Below are 20,571 nucleotides of genomic sequence, written 5' to 3'. Positions count from 1 at the left end.
TCAATGCTCCATCCAGAGCTTGCATGGTCACTGATACAACGCGCGTGCGAAAGCGATAGTTTTTCAATCATGGGTTGAGATAAACTTAACCCATGGCCGATCTTCCCAACCATACTCCACCGCTGGCCGCTCTGCGCGCTTTCGAAGCCGTTGCCCGCCTGGGCAGCTTGAGCCGCGCCGCCGCGGAACTGCACGTCACCAAGAGCGCCGTCAGCCATCAGCTGCGCGCGCTGGAAACCGACCTGGGCGTACCGCTCTTGCGGCGCGGGGGCACGGTGCGCCGCGCCGAAACGACCGAAGCCGGTGCCGATCTGCTGGCTTCCGTACAACAGGCCTTGACCCTACTGGACACCGCCTGCCGCAATGCTCGGGCCACCGCGCGCGGCCGTCGGCGTTACACGCTGAACGTGTCGGCCAACCCGTCGCTGGCTGCGCTATGGCTGGCGCCGCGCATTGGCCGTTTCATTGAATTGCACCCCGACATCGGGGTCCAGGTCTACCTGCACGCCAGCCAGGACCCGGCCTGGAAGGCCCAGGACATCGACCTGGCCTTTCTGCACGTGCGCACCCAGGGGCCACATCTGGCCGCGCCGGGCGACATTCCGCTCATGTCCGAAACCGTCGTGCCTGTGTGCAGCCCCGCGCTGATCGCCGAAGCCGACCGCAACGACCCGCGCATTTTCCTGCGTCACCGGTGGCTCGAGGAAAAGCATATCGACAGCCCCGAGACCGATTGGCGAACCTGGAACGGCCGGCTGGGCCTGGCCGACGCGGACTGGCAGGAGCCCATGGTGCTGAGCGGCCTAAGCACCGTCGTGGCCGCCGCGGCGGCCGGCGTCGGCATCGCGTTGGGCCGCGCGCCGCTGATCGATGAAGACCTGGCCAGCGGCCGCCTCGTGCCCCTGATGCCGCAGTTGCGGATGCCGGGTTCCTGGGGTTACGTGATGCGCATCCACGCCAACCGTCCGATGGACGCGTCGCTGCCCGCGCTGGTGGAGTTCCTGGCCGAAGAAGGGCGCAGCACTGGGGCATGGCAGGACGTAACGCCGCTGACCGTCGACCCGATATCTAGGCTGCCATGAATGTGATATTGCGCCCGGCCTGGCTGGCCTGGGTGGTATTGCCGCTTTGCCTGTTGGCGCTGGCAGCAGGCAAAGCGTCGGCGCAGACGTCGACCCCGGGCGACGCGCTGGCCGACTGGGTTGCCAACGGCCGTGCCCTGGGCCTGGTGCGGCCCGACACGCCCTGCCAGGACTTCCTCAAAACCCTCGGAAAGAAGCCGGACTACGTCGAATACCTTGGATGCGAGCAGGACGACGATTCCTACATCCAGCCCATGGAGGCCCGTTATCGCGTGAGCGGCGCCTTTGCGGCGGAGATGGAAGCCTACCTAGGCCAGACTTTCGGCATGCCGCCGCTGGAATACGTCTGTTGCGGCTGGGCGAATCGCGGGCCGTTCTTTTGGCGCGATGGGCCCGGCAGCGTCAGCTATGAAATCAGCATGGGTGTCGAAACGTTGCGGATCCCGCGCAGCCAGTGGCAGGAAATTCCCAGCTTCAGCGTCCGGGTGGGCGTGATCAGGAAGAGCCCGTAGCCGAGCGTTGGCCGGCTCAGTCCGCGCCGCCCTTGGCGCGGGGTGGGGTACTGATGGTCACGGCCGACGTAACGATCAGCTCCATCAGGATATTGCGGGCCAGATTCTCGGCGTAGTCGTTGCGGGCTTCCGCGGTGGCGATAGCGCGTTCCACCGAGCCTTCCACGATGGCATTGACTTGCTGAATGTGCAGTTCGCAGATTTGCACCAGATCGGGATGACGCTTCTGATGGAAATACAGGAAGCGACGCGCGAGCGTCTGCAGCATGGCGTGGAACTCGGCCGCGTAGCTGTTGCGTGACGCGGCCCCGATCTGGCTAGTCAGCGCAAAATGCAGGCGCATGTAGACGCGCATGTCGTTGACCGCCTTCAACTCTTCCAGCTCGCGCGCCAGTCGGGCCAGTTCGGCGCGTTCCGAGTCGTCGGCCCATTGCGCCGCCTGGGCGACTATCAGCCGTTCGATCTCGCGTCGTGCCTGGATGATCTTCAGCTGCCCCTGGTAGTCGATCTCCGAGATGAAGATGCCCTGGCGCGGGGCGATTTCCACCAGCCGCTGGAATGCCAGCTTCTGCAAGGCGTCGCGTACCGGCGAGCGGCCGATGCCCACGCGCTCGCTAAGCGTCGTTTCCGACCATTGGCTGCCCGGAGGCAGCTCGCCTGTAACGATCATTTCCTCCAGCGCGCTGTAGGCTTTTTCCGTCTGGCTGACTGCCGTGCGGACAAAGAGGGGGGAAGACAGGTTCATGGAGTGGGAAGCGCGTGTTGTTGAAGTTCGCGTTTTAACACTTTGCCGGTGCTGTTTTTCGGCAATTCGTCCAGAAAGACATAGCGCTTGGGACGCTTGAAGCGCGCTATGGATGCGAGACACAGCTGATCCAGATCCCGTTCCTGTACGTGGGCGCCTGGTTTAAGTACCACGAAAGCCAATACTGCTTCCCCCCATTCCGGGTCGGGAGCGCCCACTACCGAGACTTCCCGCACGGCATCGTGGCGCATCAGCGCCTCTTCCACCTCGCGCGGATAGATATTGGTGCCGCCGCTGATGATGACGTCCTTGGAGCGGTCTTTCAGATGCAGCAGTCCGCGCGCGTCCCTGAGGCCGATATCCCCGGTATGCAACCAGCCGTCGACCACCGTGTCGGCGGTGGCTTGCGGATTGTTCCAGTAGCCCAGCATCACGGTAGGGCCGCTAACGGCCACCTCGCCCAGTTCGTCCTGCCCCACGGCCTGGCCACGGGCGTCGCGCAGTTCGACGTCCATCGACGTCTGGACGTAGCCCACCGATCCCAAGAGCGCATCGTCGTTCGTGCGCACGGCTTCAGCAATCTGCGAGGCGGACAGGGCGGATATCGACATGGGGCTTTCTCCTTGACCGTAGATCTGCGCCACACGTGCGCCGAAGCAGGCGACGGCATCCTTGATGTCTTCGATATAGAACGGCGCGCCGCCAACGATCAGGGCGCGCAGGCCGGGAGGCGGCCCGCCGGCCTGTCGAGCATGGCGCACCATGCGCTGCACGATGGTCGGCGAGGCGAACAGGCTGACGTTGCGGTAGTGCGTCAGCAACCCATGCAGTTCGACCTCATCCAGGCCGCCGCTGTCCGGAACGATTTGCAAGGCGCCATGCAGCCAGTACGGGATACTGTAGAGACCGCCGCCGTGCGATAGGGGCGCTACGTGGACCATGGCGTCTCCAGGCTGCACTGCCTGCACGTCGGCATAGAAATTCAGGCACATGCCAACCAGGTTGGCGTGGCTGAGCATGACGCCTTTGGGCTTGCCGGTCGTGCCGCTGGTGTAGAACAACCAGGCGAGCTCCTGCGGGGAACGCTGCTCCAGGGGCAGCGCGGGGCCGCGTGTCGCCGCCGCGTAGTCGTCGGACTCCACGTCCACCACGCGCATCGCGTCCAGGCTACGGGCGACGGGCGCCAATGCGGCGTGGATCTCCCCTTGCGACAGGCATAGGCGGGCGTCGCAATCGCGCAGTATGTATTCCAGTTCGGTGGCGTGCAGTTTGGCGTTGACGGGTACGGCACACAAGCCGGCATGCCAGACGGCCAGCATGGATTCGATATAGCTGGGATGATTGCGCAGCGCCAGCATGACCCGTTGGCCGGCTTGCAGGCCCATCGGGCCGCGCAACCAGCCGGCCAGCGCTTGCACTCGGGCTTGGAGGCCGGCATACGTAAGGGGAGTGCGCAGACCGGCGGCCAGCGCGGGCTGGTCGGCATACGTGGTGGCGCTGCGCTGGAAAAGAGAGCTGAGATGCATGGTTGTCTAAAAGTTGAACAGGCCGCAATCAGTGGCCAAGCAGCGTGATGCAGGTGACCGCTTCTTCCACGCCGTTGAAGCCGCCGCCGTTTTCCGCGATAGCGAAACGCGCGCCGTCGACCTGCCGCGCGCCGGCTTCCCCGCGCAGCTGGACCACCATTTCGTGAACCTGGGCCAAGCCGGTGGCGCCGATGGGGTGACCGCGCGACAGCAGCCCGCCAGACACGTTGATAGGGATGCGGCCGCCCAGGCTGGTGGCGCCGGATTCCGCCAGGAGGCCGCCTTCGCCGAACGCGCAGAATCCCAGGGCTTCGGTCTGTTGAATTTCGGCGAATGCGGTGGCGTCGTGGACCTCGGCCAGAGACACGTCCTGCGGGCCGACGCCGGCGCGTTCGTAAGCCTCGAGCGCGGCCAGGTGGCACAGGTGGCGGTCGTACCTGTCCGCGGGGCGGTCAGTCGCGGTGCGTAGAACACTAGCGTACAAGCGTACCGCCCGTGCCTCCCGAAGCCGCTTCAAGCCTTGCGCGTTGCAGACGATGGCGGCTGCCGCGCCGTCACTGATGGGGGCGCACATTGGAAGCGTCAGCGGCCAGGATACGGGACGGGCGGCGAGCGCCTCATCGATGGTCAGCGGGTACTGGAACTGGGCGAGCAGATTGCGCGTGGAGTGCATGTGGTTTTTGGCGGCCACGGCGGCAAGCTGTCGCTGCGTGGTGCCGAATGTCTTCATGTGCAGGCGCGCCAAGCTAGCGTAGATGTCCATGAACACGCTGCGCTTGCCAGGCTCTTCGAAGCCGGGCGGCGGCGTGACGTCAGGAGCAAGGGCCATCAGCCGCGCCATCTGTGCCGGTGCGTCATGTACGTCCCAGGCACCGTCGAACACGGCGAAACTCTTGGCCTTGTCTTCGGCGTACAGCTTGTCCACGCCCACGGCCAGGCAGATGTCGCCCGCGCCGGACTCCACATACAGGTGCGCGGCGTTCAGCGCGGTACTGGAACTGGCGCAGGCGTTCTCGATATTGGTGACTGGAATTCCGACGATACCCATCACCTTCAGCGCCACTTGGCCCGCGACCATATATTGGCCTTCGATGGGCCCCTGGCCGGCCGTCGCGAAGTAGGCCGCTTGAAGGTCGGCAGCGTCGCAGCCGGCGTCGGCCAATGCTTGTGTGACGGCGTCCCGAACCAGGTCCTTGACGCTTTTTTCAGGTTGCTTGTCGAAGCGGGTGATGCCTACGCCCGCGATAAAGGTCTTGCCGTCGCTCATGCTCTGACCCCGGTTGTGAGGATGGATTCGATGATGTCCCGTTCGGCTCGGACGTCGGCCGCCGATCCGCTCCAGGCGATTTCGCCATGGTCCAGCACGTACTGGCGATGCGCCAGCCGCGCGGGGACTTTCAGGTTCTGTTCGACCAGGACGATGCCCGTGCCCTGGCGGTGTACCTCTGTGAATACGTCTATCAGGTCAGTGACGATACGGGGCGCCAGGCCTTCGGTCGGTTCGTCCAGCAGCAGGATGCGGGGGTTGCCCAGCAGCGCGCGCGCGATCGACAGCATCTGCTGCTCGCCGCCAGACAACTGGTCGCCGTCAAAGCCGATGCGCTCGCCAAGGCGTGGGAACACCTGCAGTACGCGTTCCAGGGTCCAATAGCCGGGCCGGTGCGCCAGCGCACCCATGCGCAGGTTCTCACGCACGGTCAGGTTGGGAAAAATGCGGCGGGTATCAGGTACCAGTGCGATGCCGTCGCGGCTGATCTGCTCGACCGCGCGCCGTGTGGCATCCTGGCCGCCATTGCGCCGGCTTCCCGATGACAGCGGCAGCAGTCCGATCAGTGCCTTGAGAAGGGTGGACTTGCCGGCGCCGTTGCGTCCGACGATGGCGACGATCTCGTCTTGAGCCGCGCGCAGCGTGATGTCTTTCAGCGCCAGTGCCTGGCCGTAATGCACCTCGGCATGCAGCAGTTCGATCATGCTGCCACCTCTTCGCCCAGGTAGACCGCCCGCACGGTGGCGTCGTCACGGATGGCCTCTGGCGGTCCTTCGGCCACTTTTCGACCGTTTGACAGCACGACGATATGCTCGGACAGCGTCATGATCACATCCATATTGTGTTCGATGAGCAGCACTGTGCGGCCGGTAGCGGCATGACGGATCAGGCGGGTGGCCTCGGCGATCTCATGGTGGCCCACGCCGGCCAGTGGTTCGTCCAGCAGCAGGATGCGCGGATTGGGCAACAAAGTCAGACCCAGTTCCAACGCACGCTGCAGCCCATACGACAGCGTGCCGGCGATCGTGTTTCGCCAGGGCGCAAGATCTGTCAGTTCGAGCATGGCGTCGATGGTGGGGGCCAACCGGCGGTCGTAGCGTGGAGCCAGCCAGAAAGGCAGCAAGCGCGAATGGCTGATCTGCGCGGCGATGCGCATGTTCTCCAATACCGTCATTTCGGGAAAGATCTTGGTGATCTGGAAGCTTCGGCCGATACCGTGCCGGGCTCGTTCATAGGCACGTAGACGCGAAATGTCCGCGCCGTGGCACAGGATGCGTCCGCCATGGCCTGGAAGATGTCCGGCCAGGACGTTGAGCAAGGTTGTCTTGCCTGCGCCGTTGGGGCCGATCAGGCCATAGACTCGGCCCGTCTCGAAGGCATAGCTGAAATCCTCGATGGCGCGCAGCGCACCGAACGTAACGCTGACTCTGTCGCACTGCAGGGCGAGGCGGTTCATGACGGACTCCCTTCGCCAGGCGCCAGGGGGGCGTCGGATGCTGTCTTGGGGGCAGGTTGGGACGTTGGAGCCGCGCGGTGGGCCAGGCGCAAGCGGGTTTGAAGGGCGCCCAGGACTCCTTGCGGGAAGTACAGCGTGGCCAAGATGAAAATCAGCCCCAGGATGCCGTACCAATAGGGGGTCCAGCCGCTAAGCCACTCCTTCAGTACCTCAAACAGCAGCACGCCGGCCACCGGTCCCCATAGCGTGCCAGCGCCGCCCAGCAACGTCATGATGATGACATCGCCCGAGGTGGTCCAGTGCAGCATTTGCGGATTCATGTACATCAGGACGGATGCCAGCAGCCCGCCCGCCAGCCCGCCCACGGCGCCGGAAACCAGGAAGGTGACCTGCTTGAGGCGCTGTACGTTGTAGCCCAGTTGGCTGGCTCGGATCTCGTTCTGGCGCACTCCCGCGACGGCCCGCCCGAAGGGCGATGCGCGCAGCATCGACATGAAGGCCATCACCAGGGCAAAGACCGCGGCGACGTACCAGTAGAAGTTCACGGTGTCGAAGAAGTCGATGCCGGCCAGTTCCGGTCGGCCGATGCCGGGCAGGCCGTCCGCGCCGCCAGTCCATTCGCGCAGTTTGCTGTCGGCCAGGATGTACATCAGTTGCGATAGCGCCAGCGTGACCAGCGCGAAGAAGATGCCCGATACCCGCAGCGCGAACACGCTGAAGAGCCAGGCGCATGCAGCGCCCGCCAGGATGGCAAGCGCGAGCCCTGCTTCGAACGGCAAGCCGTAGCGTTGCGTGGCCAGGGCCAACGCGTAGCCACCGGTGCCCAGGAAGGCGGCGTGGCCGAAGGACACCATGCCCAGCAGGCCGAATACCAGATCGAAGCCTACGGCGAATATCGACCACACCATGATCAGGATGGTCAGGTTGAGCAGAAAGTCGTTCTGTGTGAGAAACGGCACCGCCAGCACTGCGGCGGCAACGCCGACGGCAATGGCGGCATCTTGGCGGAAGATCGTCATGCCAACCTCGCTTGGCGGGAAAACAGCCCTTGCGGACGGGTGAGGAGCGTGGCGATCAGCATGGCGAATGTCAGGATATCGACCCAACTGGGCATGAAGGTGTAGCCCACCGCGCGGACCATGCCGATCAGTAGGGACGCGGCGACCACGCCGCGGATATTGCCCAGCCCGCCCAGGATGACCACGATGAAGCAGTCGATGATGGTATTGGTGGCCATGCCCAGCTCGATCGGAAACAGGGGGGCGGAGATGGCGCCAGCCAGGCCTGCTAGCGCGGCGCCCACGCCGAACACGGCACTGCGGATGGTGGCAGCGGGCAACCCCAGGATGCGTACCATTTCGCCGTCGCTGCTGGCGGCTCGCACGAGCATGCCGAAGGTGCTTTTCTCAAGCACGAAGAAGAGCGCCACCGAGACCAGCAGGCCGAAAACGATGACAAACAGCCGGTAGACGGGAATGGTGCTGCCCGCCAGATCCACCGTGCCCGCCAGCAACGCCGGCATCGGCGTTTCCTGATAGCCCAGGCCCCAGACGAACTTCACGGCTTCGCTGATGACGAGGATGAAGCCAAACGTGAGGATCAACTGGTAGAAATGGGGGCGGTTGTAAAGCGGCCGCAGGGCCAGGCGCTCCATTGCCACGCCCACCAGGCCCACGCCAGCCGTCGCTACGACTAGGCCGGCGACGAAAGATCCGGTGCGCAGATGGATGTCGAAGGCAAGATAGGCGCCCAGCATGTACAGCGCGCCATGGGCGAAGTTGATGACGCCCAGCATGCCGAAGATTAGCGTAAGGCCAGACGCCAGCAGGAATAGCAGCATTCCCAAGCTCAGACCGATGATCACAGTGGACATGGCAGCTATCCGTCAGCCTGCGCAGGGTTCGAATACTTGGTCCGGCGGAAAGACGCGGACGATATCCATGACATAGGCCGGCTGGGGAGCCTTGCCTGCGCTCACGACGCCCCACAACCCGTTTTGCATCGCCTGGTGGTCGCAGGCGCGCATGATCTTCTTGCCTTCCACGGAGTTGTCGCGGACGCTGCCGGCAAACGCCTCTACCCACTTCTCCTTATCCCAACTGCCGGTCTTTTCCACCACGTCCAGCCACCAACTCATGCCGTCATAGGCTTCGCCCGCCGCAGCGGAAGGATATTCGTTGTACTTCTTGCGAAACGCCTCGACGAATGCCGTATTGGGTTCGTTGTCCACGGTGAAGTGATAGCGCACGCCGGATTGCACGCCTATCGAGGTGGGTCCCACGCCGGCTGCCATGGTCTCGTCGGCAATGACAGGGCCGAAGATCTTGCGCGTCTTGCCCAAGTCGATCTGTCCTGCCTGCTTGACCATGGTGACGGCATCCGAGCCTGTCATGAAGAGCGCCACGCCGTCCGCATTCGAACGCGCAATCTTGTCGGCGATGGATGAATAGTCTCGGTTGCCCAGCGGCGGGAAGTCCGCCCCGACGATCTCGATCCCGGCCTTCTCGGCTTCGCGGCGGTACCAGTCCCAGCTGTCGCGCGTGGCTTGGTAGTCAGCTGTCACGCCATAAATGCGCTTGAGCTTTTGTTCCTTGGTGTAAGCCAGCGCCATGCGTTGTTCCATGCCCAGCGTATTGGAGGTGCGGAACGTATAGCGGGAGCCGCCGGGCACCGTGATCTTGTCGTCCGCTGACATGGTGACCAGGTGCGGGATCTTGCGCTGTTTGGCGATGTTCATGATGGCCAGCGTGCTGGCCGAACTGACCGCGCCGAAGATCATCTGCGACCCGTCGGAGATGAGACGCGTGGTCTTCTGCACCGCGGGCTGTGGCTTGGTCTCGTCGTCCTCCCATGTGACCTGGATGGGCTTGCCCAGCACCTTGCCCCCGCGCTGTTCGATCGCGACGGTGACCCCCTTGCGCATGTCTTCGCCGAAGATGCCATAGGTGCCGGACAGCGACACCACGCCTCCAATTTTGAACGTGTCAGGTTCGGCCGCTTGCGCGCCCGTCATGAGCGCGGCGTATAACGCCAGCGCGCCGCAGCCGGCGGGACTCCATGTCTTCATTTTCGTCTCCTCGTATTTTTCGTTATTGATCGTAATGTTTTACGTAGCTTGATTGATATACTACGTTGGTCGCTGTGATGTGAATAATTGGGGTAAACCCGCTACATCTGGACGAAAAGAAACCGCCCCAAAGCCAGTAGGCATTTGGGGCGGTTCAGCGTTCAGCGGAGGGAAGGGGCGGCTGGCAAGCCCTTTTGGATTTAGTCGCTTGCCAACTCCATGCTGCGCGTGACCTCTTCCTGCACGCGTTCCCAGATGGAGCGCTTCAGTTCCACGAAGCGCGGCGACAACTGCACGTCGGCGCTGCGCGGATGGGGCAGGTCGTTGTGGATGTCCTGCACGATGCGGCCGGGCTTGGACCCCATCACTGCCATGCGGGTGGACAGCGTCAGCGCTTCGTCGATGGAGTGTGTGATGAAGACGATTGTCTTGCCGCTTTGCTCATAGATCGACAACAACTGGTCCTGCAGCACCTGGCGCGTCATGGCGTCCAGCGCGGCGAACGGTTCGTCGAACAGCATCACGTCCGGGTCGTTGGCCAGCACCCGCGCAATCGACACCCGCTGCTTCATGCCCCCCGACAGCGCGTGCGGATACTTGTCCGCCGCCGCCTTCAACCCGACCATTTCGATGTACTTGCGGGCAATCGGCGCGCGTTCCTGCTTGGACATGCCGCGCATCTTCAGGCCGAACTCCACGTTCTCCTGCACGGTGCGCCAGGGAAACAGCGCATATTGCTGGAACACCATGCCGCAGGCGGCGGTCACGTCGGTGACGGCGCGGCCGTTGATGGTGACGGTGCCGGTATTGGGCGTGATGAAGCCCGCCATCAGGTTCAGCAAGGTGGACTTGCCACAACCGGATGCGCCCAATAGCACCAGGAATTCGCCGCGCTTGACCTCAAGGTCCACGCGGTCCAGCACGGGCACGTCGCCATAGGATTTGGAGATGCCCTTCAGCTGGATCATCGTGTCGTTCATCGTTGCCATGCCAGCACCCATCGCTCAAGAAGCCGCAAACACAGATCCGTCACCAGCACGGTGAAGCTGATCAGCACCATGCCCAGCACCACCGTGTCGGTCTGGAAGAATTCCTTGCCGTTCATGATCATGAACCCCAGGCCTTCCTTGGACGCCACCAGTTCAGCCGAAATCACACAGGTCCAGGACAGGCCCAGGATGATCTTCATGCCCGACAGGATCTGCGGCAGGCACCCGGGGAACAGCACTTCGCGCATGACCTGCCAGCGGTTGGCGCCCAGGTTGCGCGCCGCCCGCACCAGCACCGGGTCGATGCTGCGCGAAGCTTCCATCACGTAAAGCAGCGCCGGCACGAACGACCCCATGAACACGATGCTGTACTTCTGGGTTTCGGTGATGCCGAACCACAGCAGAGACAGCGGGATCCAGCTCATGGACGGCAGGGGGCGCAGGAACGAGATGATGGGGTCGAACACGGCGCGCGCCACCTTCGACGTGCCCAGCAGGATGCCCAGCGGAATGGCCACGATGACCGCCGCCAGGAAGCCCACCATCACGCGGCGGGTGGAGGCCAGCACGTTGTAGAACAGCGTGCCCTGGTCGGACATGGACCAGGCCCGCGCCAGGACCTGGGACGGCGCGGGCAGGAAAATGGGATCGACCGCGCCGGCGCGGCACAGGCCTTCCCACAGCAACAAGAAGCTAAGAAGCGAAAACACGCTGACCCAGATCAGCCGTGTTTCCCTTGAAGACGAACGCGAGGACATAGGCGAGGCGTCCCGTGCTTACCGGGTCGCGGCCGGGAGGTACGAAGCCTGGACCCAGTCTTTCACCTGGGGCGCTTTGTCGATCTGCTTGAGCGACACCAGCATCTCGGCCAGTTGCTGCATGCCGGTGACGAAGTTGCCCGGTTCCACCATCAGCCCCTTCTGATCCGCGGCGGAATACCACTGCGTCTGCTTGATGACGGCCAGTTGCTCGTCCCTGGACAGGCCGGTCAGTTCCAGCAGCACGCTGGCGGCCTCGTCGGGTTGCTGGCTTAGCATCGCGTTGGCCTCAAAGACGGCATGCAGGAATTTCTTCACCGCTTCCGGGTTTTCGCGCCCCAGCTTGGCATGCGTCAGCAGCACGTCCGGCCCCGGGGTGATGGCGTACTGCTTGTAGAGCGAGAACGCGGTGTCGTCCAACAGCACGTGCGTGCCCGGCACCGCCTTGATGCGGTCGAAGGCCGGCGTCCACGCCACCGCGGCGTCGATCTGCTTGCCCTGGTAGGCGGACAGCAGGTTGGTGGCCGGCAGATTGATGATGGAGACGTCGCGGTCGGGATCAAGACCCGCCTGGCGCAGCACGTCCAGCAGCAGTACGTGGGCGCTGGACGCGTAGGTCACGCCGATCTTCTTGCCCTTCAGGTCCGTCACCGACTTGACGTCGTCGCGCACCAGCACGCCTTCGGCGCGGCCGAAGTTGTTGGGCGTGGCGATCACCTGGAACTGGCGGGCTCCAGCCGCCATCAGGGCCAGCGACGACACGACGCCAGTGCCGGCCAGGTCGATGTTGCCGGCCATCACGGCGCTCATGCGGTCGGACGACGTGGCGAAGCTCTGCCATTTGATGTCCAGGCCCTGCTTGGCGAAGAGGCCCGTTTTCATCGCGATGTAGGCCGAATAGTGGCCCAGCCATGCCGAACCGCCGTAGGTGTATGAGGCGTTGGCGGCGCGGCCGACCATGGGAAACCCCAGGGCGCTGGCGCCCGCCAAAGCTGCGGTGCGCACCAGCATGGCGCGGCGAGTCATGTTCATATTTTTCCCCTACTGGAATGTAGATTGACCGATAGATGTCATGTCGCCGGCACTCTGGGGTGCGGCAGGCCAGACTGTCACCCGGCCACCGCTTCGCGACGTGAATATAAGGAGCGGCGATGGTCAAAATTCGCCGTGCTTAAGCAATCCGGTTTTGCGGACGCCGTTTCATCGGCCGCTTTTATTAAGTATTCGCGCTGCTTATATTGCGGCGGCCAGGAGAGGGCAGGTTCACACTCGCGCCACTTGTCCTTGGAGCCTTGTCCGTGAAAAGTTTTGACGTGATCGTGATTGGTGCCGGCGTGATCGGCAGTTCGGTAGCCTTCCATCTGGCCGAGCTGGGCGCAAAGAATGTGCTGGTGCTTGACCGGGCCACGATCGGCGCCGGCACGACCTCTCAATCGTCCGGCATTTTGCGCACCCACTATTCGGTGCGCGAGAACGTAGAGCTGGCCCAGCGCTCGTGGAACGTGTTCAACAATTTCGCCAGCTATGTGGGCGACGAGGAAGCCTCTTGCGGCCTGGTCAAGTGCGGCTACCTGATCAGCGCGGCCGACAACGACAAGCTGGAACCGCTGCGCGGCGCACTCGAGCAACAGCGCGCACAAGGCATTGCGCTGGAATTGCTGAATGCCGCCCAGGCGCGCGAATTGCTGCCCATCGCCTCGTTCGACGATGCCGCGCTGATCGGCTTTGAACCCGAAGCCGGGTTTGCCGACGCGTATCTGGTGGCCACCAGCTTTGCCCGCGGCGCGCGCCGGCGGGGCGTGACCATCCGCGAAAACGTCGACGTCCGCAAATTGCTCATCGAGCATGGTCGCGTGGTCGGCGTGTCTACCTCGGAAGGCGACTACGCCAGCCCGCTGGTGATCAGCACGCAAAACATCTGGACGTCGGAATTGGCCGCGTGGACGGGCGTTGCGATGCCCGTCGTGCCCGAGCGCCACGCGGTGCTGGCGCTGGAATGCGACACCGCGCCCTACACGTATTCGATGCCGGTCTATAAGGACCTGGCGTCCCCCGGCATGCTGTATTGCCGCAGCTATGGCGGCAACCAGATGCTGGTCAGCGAGGGCATCGTGGGCGAGGCCCTGCAAAAGAGCGACGCCGAACAGGGCGATATTCCGCTGGATTACGTGGCGGAAGTGGGCGAGCAGGTGGCAGCGCGCTTCCCCGCCTACGAGACCGCGGGGCTGGCCTCATCCTGGACCGGCGTGTACGACGTGACGCCCGACTGGAACCCTGTGCTGGGCCGCGTGCCTGGCGTGCAGGGCCTGATCGTGGGTTTCGGTTTTTCGGGCCACGGCTTCAAGTTGTCGCCGACCGTGGGGCGCGTGCTGGCGCAGGAAGCCTTGGGCCTGCCGACCGACGTGTCGCTCAAGCCCTATGACATCGGCCGCTTCGAAAGCGGTGCGTTGCTGACCGGGAAGTACGGCCTTGGCGCCGTCTCCTGATCGTATGCGCTGGACTCACGCCGCCTGGCAGGCCTTGCCGCCCGAGCCATGGAAGAACGGCGGCGGCGTCACGCGCACGCTGGCGGTGGACGGGCAGGCGCCGGAGCCGCGCTGGCGCGTCAGCATCGCGGACATCGAGCGGGATGGCCCGTATTCGCGCTTTCCGGGCTATGACCGCGTTTCGGTCGTGCTGTCGGGCCAGGGCGTGGCGCTGCAAGGAGAGGGCGGCGGGCTTGATCTGCTGCCCGGCGTGCCGACGGCGTTTGCCGGCGACCTCGCGCTGCAGTCCCGTCTGCTGGGTGGTCCCGTTCGGGTATTGAACCTGTTCGTGCTGCGCGGTGCGGCCCAGGCAACGGTGTCCTGTGCCGGCTCGGCACCGGCCCCGTTGATTGTCGGCGCGCTTGCCGCCGTCCCCGCTTTGGTTCAGGCGTTCAGCATGAGCGTGGAGGTGGACGTCGGGCCGGGGCTGGACGCCGTGTTGCTGGACTTGCGCGTGGCGGCGATTCCTGCCGCCTGACCGTTCTTCTCTTCGCCTCCTGCCGGGGGCATTGATTGATTCCTTAATCCAGGAGTGTTCGCATGAAGGTATTAGCCGCGGTCAAGCGCGTGGTTGACTACAACGTCAACGTGCGCGTCAAGGCCGACCAGAGCGGCGTGGACATCGGTAACGTCAAAATGTCGATGAACCCGTTCGATGAAATCGCCGTCGAAGCGGCCGTGCGCTTGAAAGAGCAAGGCGCGGCGGCCGACGTGGTCGCCGTGTCTTGCGGCACGGCGTCGTCCCAGGAAACGCTGCGCACCGCGCTGGCGATCGGCGCCGATCGCGGCGTGCTGGTGCAGACCGACGTCGCGCTGCAGCCACTGGCCGTGGCCAAGCTGCTGCGCGCCGTGGTGCAACAGGAGCAGCCCGCGCTGGTGATCCTGGGCAAGCAGGCGATTGACGACGACGCGTGCCAGACCGGGCAGATGCTCGCGGCGCTGCTGGGCTGGCCGCAGGCCACGAACGCCAGCGCCATCGAGGTGGACGGCGCCGTGGCACGCGTCACGCGCGAGGTGGACGGCGGCCTGGAAGTGCTGGCGCTGACGCTGCCCGCCATCGTCACCGCCGATTTGCGGCTGAACGAGCCGCGCTATGTCACGCTGCCCAACATCATGAAGGCCAAGAAGAAGCCGGTGGATGTCCTGACGCCGGAGGCGCTGGGCGTGGATCCGGGGTCGCGGCTGGAAACGTTGCGCGTGGAAGAACCCGCTGCGCGCGCACCCGGCGTCAAGGTGGCGGATGTGGCCGCGCTGATCGACAAACTGAAAAACGAAGCGAAGGTGATCTGATGACGGTCCTGGTTATTGCCGAACACGACAACCGCGGGCTTGCCGGCGCCACGCGCAACGCCATCGCCGCCGCGGGCAAGCTGGGCATGCCGATCCACGTGCTGGTGGCGGGCGCGGGTGCAGAAGCCGTGGCGGACGCCGCCGCACGTATCGCGGGCGTCCAGAAAGTGCTGCTGGCCGACGCGCCGCATCTGGGGGATGGCCTGGCCGAGAACCTGGCCGCGCAGGCGGTGGCGGCAGCAGGCGGCTACACGCATCTGTTCATGGCCGCCACCACGCAAGGCAAGAGCGTGGCCCCGCGTGTGGCTGCCTTGCTGGACGTGGCGCAGGTCTCCGATGTGATCGAGGTGGTGTCGGCCGACACGTTCAAGCGCCCCATCTATGCGGGCAACGCGATCGCCACGGTCAAGAGCGGCTACCCTGTCGTCGTGGCGACGATCCGGCCGACGGCCTTCGACGCCGTACCCGCCGAGGGCGGCGGCGCGCCGGTCGAAACGGTGGCAGCTGTACCCGATGCGGGCCGGGCGCGTTTCGTCAGCCGCGAACTCGCGGTGTCGGAACGCCCGGAACTGGGTGGCGCGCGCGTGGTGGTGTCGGGAGGGCGCGGGCTGGGCAGCGCCGAAAACTTCAAGCTGCTGGACCCGTTGGCGCAGAAGCTGGGCGCAGCCCTTGGGGCTTCGCGCGCTGCGGTGGATGCGGGGTATGCGCCCAATGATTGGCAGGTGGGGCAGACCGGCAAGATCGTGGCGCCGGCGCTGTACGTGGCGGTCGGGATCTCGGGCGCCATCCAGCACCTGGCCGGCATGAAGGACTCCAAGACCATCGTCGCCATCAACAAGGACGGCGACGCGCCGATCTTCGGCGTGGCGGACTACGGTCTGGTCGGCGATCTGTTCGAGGCGGTTCCCGCCTTCACCGCCGGGCTGTAGTGGCGCGTCAACGCCGCATGCTGCGCCACAGCGTGGCAGGCGGCAGCCCCAGGGCCGGGGCGATGTCTTTCTGAATCAGGCGTTCCACCGCCATCAGGATCACGTCCCGCGCCTCGGTGGGCAGCTTGCCCACTTCCTGTTGCCGCGCCGCCAGATACAGCGTGCGCGACAGGCTCGCGTCGTCGCTGCGCGCGGCGCCCAGGTAAGGCGCCAGCGGCAGCACGCGCAACTGGTCCACGAAATGTCGCGACTGCCAGATGCATAGCGGCGTACTGATCGCAAAGCCGATGCCCGCCGTGACCAGGCTCAGCAGGGGATCGGTGTTGTCGAATTCAAAGGTGCGCTCGATCATCACGTCGTGCGATTCGATCAGGCGATCGATCTCGGCGCCGATGAACGAACGCGCGCTGTAGCGGATGAACTGCATGCGCTTGCCCAGTTCCTTGAGCGTGGCGATCTTGTCCATGTCCATCGTGCGCGGCACGATCAGCACATAGGGTTCGCTGAACAGGCTGATCTTCTTGATGGTGGGCTTGCCAGCCAACGCGCTGGTGGTGACCACCAGGTCCAGTTGCCGGTCCTCCAGCTGCTTGTCCAGCACGGGCGTGATGCCCGACCACAGCCGGATCTGGCGCGACGCGCCGGACAGGCCGTGGATCAGGGTGGGCCCCAAGGTGCCCGCGAAGGAATCCACGCAGCCGAAGCGGACGATGTTGCGCTTGGCCCGGCTCAGGTTGCGCACGCTTTCCGTCATGTCGCCTGCCTGGGCCAGCAGGCGCGCGGCATGGTCAAACAACAGTTCGCCTGCGGGCGTGGGCCGCGCCGGCCGCGTGCTGCGGTCCAGCAGTTCGGTCGACATGGCGCCTTCCAACTGCTTGATCCGCTGCGACACGGCCGCTTGCGACAGGCCCAGCAGGCGCGCCGCGCCGGAAACGGACGCGGCTTCCACCACCGCCACCCAGGTCAGCAGCAGGCTCCATTCCGGATAGTTTTCCGTCGTGGTGAAGGAAAATCGGTTCATTGCCTGGCCTGTCCTGGACGGAGGTGCGAGGGATCAGCGCTGGCGCGCCGTGGTTTGCCGCAGGGCGGCCTGCACCATGCCTTCGACCACCGGGATGACCTTGTCGGCCAAGTCGGCCCGCCATCCGTAGGGATGCGTTTCGTCCATATAGGTGGACTGGCACATTTCCAGCTGGATGGCGTGGATGTTGTCGGCCGGCGCGCCGTAGTGGCGCGTGATGTAGCCGCCCTTGAAGCGGCCGTTGATGGCCCAGGTGTAGTCGCGGCAGCCGTCCAGCTGTTCCTTGACCGCCGCCAGGATGTCCGGTGCGCAGGCGGCGCCGTCGGAGGTCCCGATGTTCAGGTCGGGCAGCTTGCCCTCGAACAGGCGCGGCAGCACGCTGGCGATGGAATGCGCTTCCCACAGCAGCACCGTACCGTGCTCGGCCTTGATGCGATCCAGCTCTTCGCGCAGCTTGGCGTGATAGGGCTGCCAATAGGTTTGCAGGCGGTGCGCGCGCTCGGCGTCCGTCAGCACGGCGTCGTTCTGGTAGAGCGCGTCGCCGCGGAACGTCTGGGTCGGGCACAGGCCGGTCTTGGTCTGGCCGGGGTACAGGCTCTCGTCATTGGGCGGGCGGTTCAGGTCCACCACATAGCGCGAATAACGCGCGCCGATCACCGACGCGCCCAGCGCTTGCGCGAATTGGTACAGCGTGTCCAGGTGCCAGTCGGTATCGCCGGACTCCAGGCCCAGCGGCGTCATCTGCGCGCGCTGCGTGTCGGGGATCTGGCTGCCCAAATGGGGAATGGAGATCAGCAGCGGGGCGGTGCCGCGGCTGAAATGATAGATGTCGCTCAAGGGAAAACTCCGGATAACAAAGACGGTGCGCTGCGGGGTGCTGCCGCAGGCGATGGGCGCTTGTATGCTAGGCAGCATGGCCCGTCGCGGTAATTGCATCAGTTTAATGGATATTGATGATCAGGCTGGCTGATGCAAAGAACTATGGACGTGACGGCTGCGCATAGGGCCCCCATGGCGGGGCCGTGTTCCAGACGCCGGCGATCTCATCGATCAGCATGCGCACCTTGGGTGACAGATGCCGCCGGTGCGGATACACCGCGCACACCGGGGAGCCCGTCGGGGCCACGGTTTCCAGCACGGGCATAAGCCGGCCCGCGCGCAAGTCGTCGGCAACCAGGAACGCGCCCAGTTGCGCGATCCCGTCGCCTGCCAGCGCGGCGTCGCGCAAGGCTTCGGTATGACCCAGCCGCAGGCGGCCGGCGACGGGCACGTGGCGTTCCTCCCCCTGGACGGCAAAGCGCCATGGCACCAACTGCCCCGCATGCGTGAAGGCCAGCGTTTGATGTTGGCTCAAGGCGTCCGGCGTGGCCGGCACGCCGTGGCGCGCCAGGTAGCCCGGCGCGGCGCAGGTGATCAGCCGGTGCGGCGCCAGCACCCGCCTTACCAGCCGGCTGTCCACGTCGCCGCCGATGCGGATCGCCACGTCGATACCGTCGCGCACCAGATCGGTGTAGTCGTCGGAAAAGCTGACGTCCGCCTCCACGTCGGGCCAGCGTCGCAGGTAGCCGCGCAGCAGCGGCATCAGGTGCAGCCTGCCCAGCGAAACCGGCAGATCGATGCGCAGGCGGCCGCGCGGGGCCTGCTTGCGGCTGGCCATGGCATCGGTGGCGTTGTCCACTTCGGACAGGATGCGCTGCGCATGGTCGTAGAAGATCCGGCCGTCGTCGCTCAGGCTGACGCTGCGCGTGCTTCGGTGCATCAGCCGGGCGCCCAGGTTTTGCTCAAGCCGCGCGATGCATTTGCCGATGGCCGACCGCGACAGGCCCAGCTTTTCGGCGGCTGCCGTGAAGCTCTGCGCATCGGCCACGCGCACGAACGCCAGCAGATCGCCGATGTGATCCAGACGACTGGAAGGGGCGGCTTTATTGTCCACGAATCGTCCCTTGTGTATCGCTATACGCCTACTTTATCAGCAGAATGGAAACAGTAGACTGCGTAGGGGTCGGCCTGGCAACAGGCCTTTTCCGGATAGCGTCATCCTATGTCCCGCAGCACACCTTCATCTTCTGACTCCCGTTCTGACCCGCTCATCCAGACCTCCCGGCGCGCCTGGCTAGGCGTCCTTGCCGTAGGCTTGGCCACGTTCAGCGTCGTCACCACCGAAATGCTGCCGGTGGGCCTGCTGGTGCCCATCACCGGCGACCTGCACGTGTCGGTGGGCGAGGGCGGGCTGATGCTTTTCGTACCCGCTATCCTGGCGGCGCTGTTTGCACCTCTGGTCGTTGTCGGCGCCAAAGGCGCTGACCGCCGCTGGCTGCTTTGCGGTCTGCTGGCGATGCTGACCGCCGCCAATCTGGCCAGCGCGCTGGCGCCGTCCATGCCCTGGCTCCTGGGGGCGCGGATGCTGGTGGGAATCTGCATCGGCGGCATCTGGGCCATCGCCGGTGGCCTGGCGGGCAGGATCGTCCCGCCCCAGTCGGTGGGAACGGCAACCGCCATCATCTTCGGCGGCGTGGCCGTGGCCTCGGTGCTGGGCGTGCCGCTAGGCGCCTTCATTGGCGACCTGGCGGGTTGGCGTGCCGCGTTCGGCGCGATGGCGGCAGGGTGCGCGGCCGTGCTGCTGCTGGTCGCCCTGGCCTTGCCGCCGCTGCCTGCGCCGCGCAGCTTGTCCGCGCGCCAACTGGCTGCGCAATTGGCCAATCCGGCGGTGCGCCTCGGCCTCGCGATCACCCTGTTCCTGGTGGCGGGGCATTTCATGGCTTACACCTTCGTGCGGCCGTTGCTGCAGTCGCATGAGGGCTTTGGCCAGCCGTGGATCGGCCCGCTGTTGTGCGCCTATGGCGCGGCCGGGGTAGCGGGCAATTTCGTGGCGGGGGAGGCCGCTGCGCGCCAGCCTGGCCGCGTCCTGCTGACGATCACGCTTGCCTTGCTGCTGACGCTGGCGTTGCTGGCCGCATTGGGGCATCTGCGATTTGCCAGCGGTGTCTTGTTGGTGGCGTGGGGGCTGGCCTACGGCGGCGTGTCGGTATCGCTTCAGGCCTGGATGATGCGGGCGGCCCCGGACGCCGTCGAAGCGGCCACGGCGCTGTTCGTGGCGATGTTCAACCTGGGTATCGCTGCCGGCTCCTTGCTGGGCGTACCCAGCGTGGACGCGCTGGGCTTGCGGGCAAACCTGTGGCTGGCGGCCGCGTGCATGCTGCTGCCGGCGGGCGCGCTGTGTTGGTGGCGGCAACAGACAATGCGGGCGCGTGAAGCCGGTTCGGTATTTCGGTAGAATTCCCACATCTTCAAGGAGCGCATCGAAGTGATCCTCTAAAGCCGACAAGAATCAGACTGCCGTGCCCGGCCTTTGCGCTGCGGGCCGCGGTCGCCTCAGGCCTGCTCCACGGAGCCGGTCGTCATTC

General features: G+C 65.1%; 21 protein-coding genes. 7 read left to right on the top strand and 14 right to left on the bottom strand.

From position 1 onward, the window contains the following. Positions 1-92: 92 nt before the first annotated feature. A complete protein-coding gene (locus AC3WMU_RS10135; RefSeq protein ID WP_492282254.1) occupies positions 93-1,082 on the top strand; it encodes a LysR substrate-binding domain-containing protein in 990 nt (329 codons plus the stop codon). Then, on the top strand, positions 1,079-1,594 hold the full coding sequence (locus AC3WMU_RS10130) for a DUF4952 domain-containing protein (protein WP_424625256.1): 516 nt from the start codon (positions 1,079-1,081) through the stop codon (positions 1,592-1,594). Before AC3WMU_RS10135 ends, AC3WMU_RS10130 begins: the two co-directional genes overlap by 4 nt. 16 nt (positions 1,595-1,610) lie before the next feature. Here AC3WMU_RS10130 and AC3WMU_RS10125 read toward each other — a convergent pair whose 3' ends face one another. From AC3WMU_RS10125 to AC3WMU_RS10075, 11 genes are all read right to left on the bottom strand, one after another. After that, positions 1,611-2,339, bottom strand: a complete 729-nt coding sequence (locus AC3WMU_RS10125; RefSeq protein ID WP_088588458.1) for a GntR family transcriptional regulator — start codon at positions 2,337-2,339, stop codon at positions 1,611-1,613. After that, positions 2,336-3,865, bottom strand: coding sequence for an AMP-binding protein (locus tag AC3WMU_RS10120; RefSeq protein ID WP_492282253.1), 1,530 nt, complete (start codon positions 3,863-3,865; stop codon positions 2,336-2,338). The genes AC3WMU_RS10125 and AC3WMU_RS10120 overlap by 4 nt, the downstream gene beginning before the upstream one ends. A 28-nt stretch (positions 3,866-3,893) precedes the next feature. Next, the gene (locus tag AC3WMU_RS10115; RefSeq protein ID WP_424625255.1) at positions 3,894-5,132 is read right to left on the bottom strand and encodes a thiolase family protein; all 1,239 of its coding nucleotides are present in this window, start codon (positions 5,130-5,132) and stop codon (positions 3,894-3,896) included. Beyond that, positions 5,129-5,836, bottom strand: a complete 708-nt coding sequence (locus tag AC3WMU_RS10110; protein ID WP_492282252.1) for an ABC transporter ATP-binding protein — start codon at positions 5,834-5,836, stop codon at positions 5,129-5,131. Before AC3WMU_RS10110 ends, AC3WMU_RS10115 begins: the two co-directional genes overlap by 4 nt. Further along, on the bottom strand, positions 5,833-6,588 hold the full coding sequence (locus AC3WMU_RS10105; protein ID WP_492282251.1) for an ABC transporter ATP-binding protein: 756 nt from the start codon (positions 6,586-6,588) through the stop codon (positions 5,833-5,835). Before AC3WMU_RS10105 ends, AC3WMU_RS10110 begins: the two co-directional genes overlap by 4 nt. Next, a complete protein-coding gene (locus tag AC3WMU_RS10100) occupies positions 6,585-7,607 on the bottom strand; it encodes a branched-chain amino acid ABC transporter permease (protein ID WP_088588453.1) in 1,023 nt (340 codons plus the stop codon). The genes AC3WMU_RS10105 and AC3WMU_RS10100 overlap by 4 nt, the downstream gene beginning before the upstream one ends. Continuing rightward, positions 7,604-8,461 carry a branched-chain amino acid ABC transporter permease gene (locus AC3WMU_RS10095; RefSeq protein ID WP_088588452.1) on the bottom strand — a complete coding sequence of 286 codons (858 nt, stop codon included), beginning with the start codon at positions 8,459-8,461 and terminating at the stop codon, positions 7,604-7,606. Before AC3WMU_RS10095 ends, AC3WMU_RS10100 begins: the two co-directional genes overlap by 4 nt. Before the next feature lie 12 nt (positions 8,462-8,473). Continuing rightward, positions 8,474-9,655: an ABC transporter substrate-binding protein gene (locus AC3WMU_RS10090; protein ID WP_280029385.1), complete on the bottom strand. Its 1,182-nt coding sequence runs from the start codon at positions 9,653-9,655 to the stop codon at positions 8,474-8,476. Positions 9,656-9,855: 200 nt separating this feature from the next. Continuing rightward, the gene (locus AC3WMU_RS10085) at positions 9,856-10,644 is read right to left on the bottom strand and encodes an ABC transporter ATP-binding protein (RefSeq protein WP_315845427.1); all 789 of its coding nucleotides are present in this window, start codon (positions 10,642-10,644) and stop codon (positions 9,856-9,858) included. Continuing rightward, a complete protein-coding gene (locus AC3WMU_RS10080; protein WP_035212924.1) occupies positions 10,632-11,402 on the bottom strand; it encodes an ABC transporter permease in 771 nt (256 codons plus the stop codon). Before AC3WMU_RS10080 ends, AC3WMU_RS10085 begins: the two co-directional genes overlap by 13 nt. Positions 11,403-11,420: 18 nt before the next feature. Continuing rightward, complete coding sequence (locus AC3WMU_RS10075; RefSeq protein ID WP_492282250.1) at positions 11,421-12,434, bottom strand: aliphatic sulfonate ABC transporter substrate-binding protein; 1,014 nt, start codon at positions 12,432-12,434, stop codon at positions 11,421-11,423. Between the two features lie 266 nt (positions 12,435-12,700). On the opposite strand from AC3WMU_RS10075, the gene AC3WMU_RS10070 reads away from it, so the two are divergent. The 4 genes from AC3WMU_RS10070 to AC3WMU_RS10055 all read left to right on the top strand — a co-directional run bounded on the left by AC3WMU_RS10070 (position 12,701) and on the right by AC3WMU_RS10055 (position 16,146). Then, positions 12,701-13,888: an NAD(P)/FAD-dependent oxidoreductase gene (locus AC3WMU_RS10070; protein ID WP_492282249.1), complete on the top strand. Its 1,188-nt coding sequence runs from the start codon at positions 12,701-12,703 to the stop codon at positions 13,886-13,888. Positions 13,889-13,892: 4 nt separating this feature from the next. Next, positions 13,893-14,405 carry a HutD/Ves family protein gene (locus tag AC3WMU_RS10065; RefSeq protein ID WP_492282248.1) on the top strand — a complete coding sequence of 171 codons (513 nt, stop codon included), beginning with the start codon at positions 13,893-13,895 and terminating at the stop codon, positions 14,403-14,405. Positions 14,406-14,467: 62 nt separating this feature from the next. After that, positions 14,468-15,217 (top strand): electron transfer flavoprotein subunit beta/FixA family protein, encoded by a 750-nt coding sequence (locus AC3WMU_RS10060; protein ID WP_315135037.1) that lies wholly within the window; start codon positions 14,468-14,470, stop codon positions 15,215-15,217. Continuing rightward, entirely contained in the window at positions 15,217-16,146 is a 930-nt protein-coding gene (locus AC3WMU_RS10055; protein WP_492282247.1) for an electron transfer flavoprotein subunit alpha/FixB family protein, read from the top strand. Before AC3WMU_RS10060 ends, AC3WMU_RS10055 begins: the two co-directional genes overlap by 1 nt. A gap of 7 nt (positions 16,147-16,153) precedes the next feature. Here AC3WMU_RS10055 and AC3WMU_RS10050 read toward each other — a convergent pair whose 3' ends face one another. The 3 genes from AC3WMU_RS10050 to AC3WMU_RS10040 all read right to left on the bottom strand — a co-directional run bounded on the left by AC3WMU_RS10050 (position 16,154) and on the right by AC3WMU_RS10040 (position 19,100). Further along, positions 16,154-17,167, bottom strand: a complete 1,014-nt coding sequence (locus AC3WMU_RS10050; RefSeq protein ID WP_006224107.1) for a LysR family transcriptional regulator — start codon at positions 17,165-17,167, stop codon at positions 16,154-16,156. 33 nt (positions 17,168-17,200) lie between these two features. Then, on the bottom strand, positions 17,201-18,004 hold the full coding sequence (gene hutG, locus AC3WMU_RS10045) for an N-formylglutamate deformylase (RefSeq protein ID WP_006224105.1): 804 nt from the start codon (positions 18,002-18,004) through the stop codon (positions 17,201-17,203). A 142-nt stretch (positions 18,005-18,146) separates the two neighbouring features. Next, positions 18,147-19,100, bottom strand: a complete 954-nt coding sequence (locus AC3WMU_RS10040; RefSeq protein WP_492282246.1) for a LysR family transcriptional regulator — start codon at positions 19,098-19,100, stop codon at positions 18,147-18,149. A gap of 201 nt (positions 19,101-19,301) precedes the next feature. Between AC3WMU_RS10040 and AC3WMU_RS10035 the strand changes: the two genes are divergently transcribed. After that, positions 19,302-20,441: an MFS transporter gene (locus AC3WMU_RS10035; protein WP_492282245.1), complete on the top strand. Its 1,140-nt coding sequence runs from the start codon at positions 19,302-19,304 to the stop codon at positions 20,439-20,441. Positions 20,442-20,571: the final 130 nt, after the last annotated feature.

Source organism: Achromobacter sp. FW305-C-13 (assembly GCF_058783475.1).
Note: the sequence above shows the minus strand (reverse complement) of the source record. Positions and strands in the feature narration are given on the sequence as shown.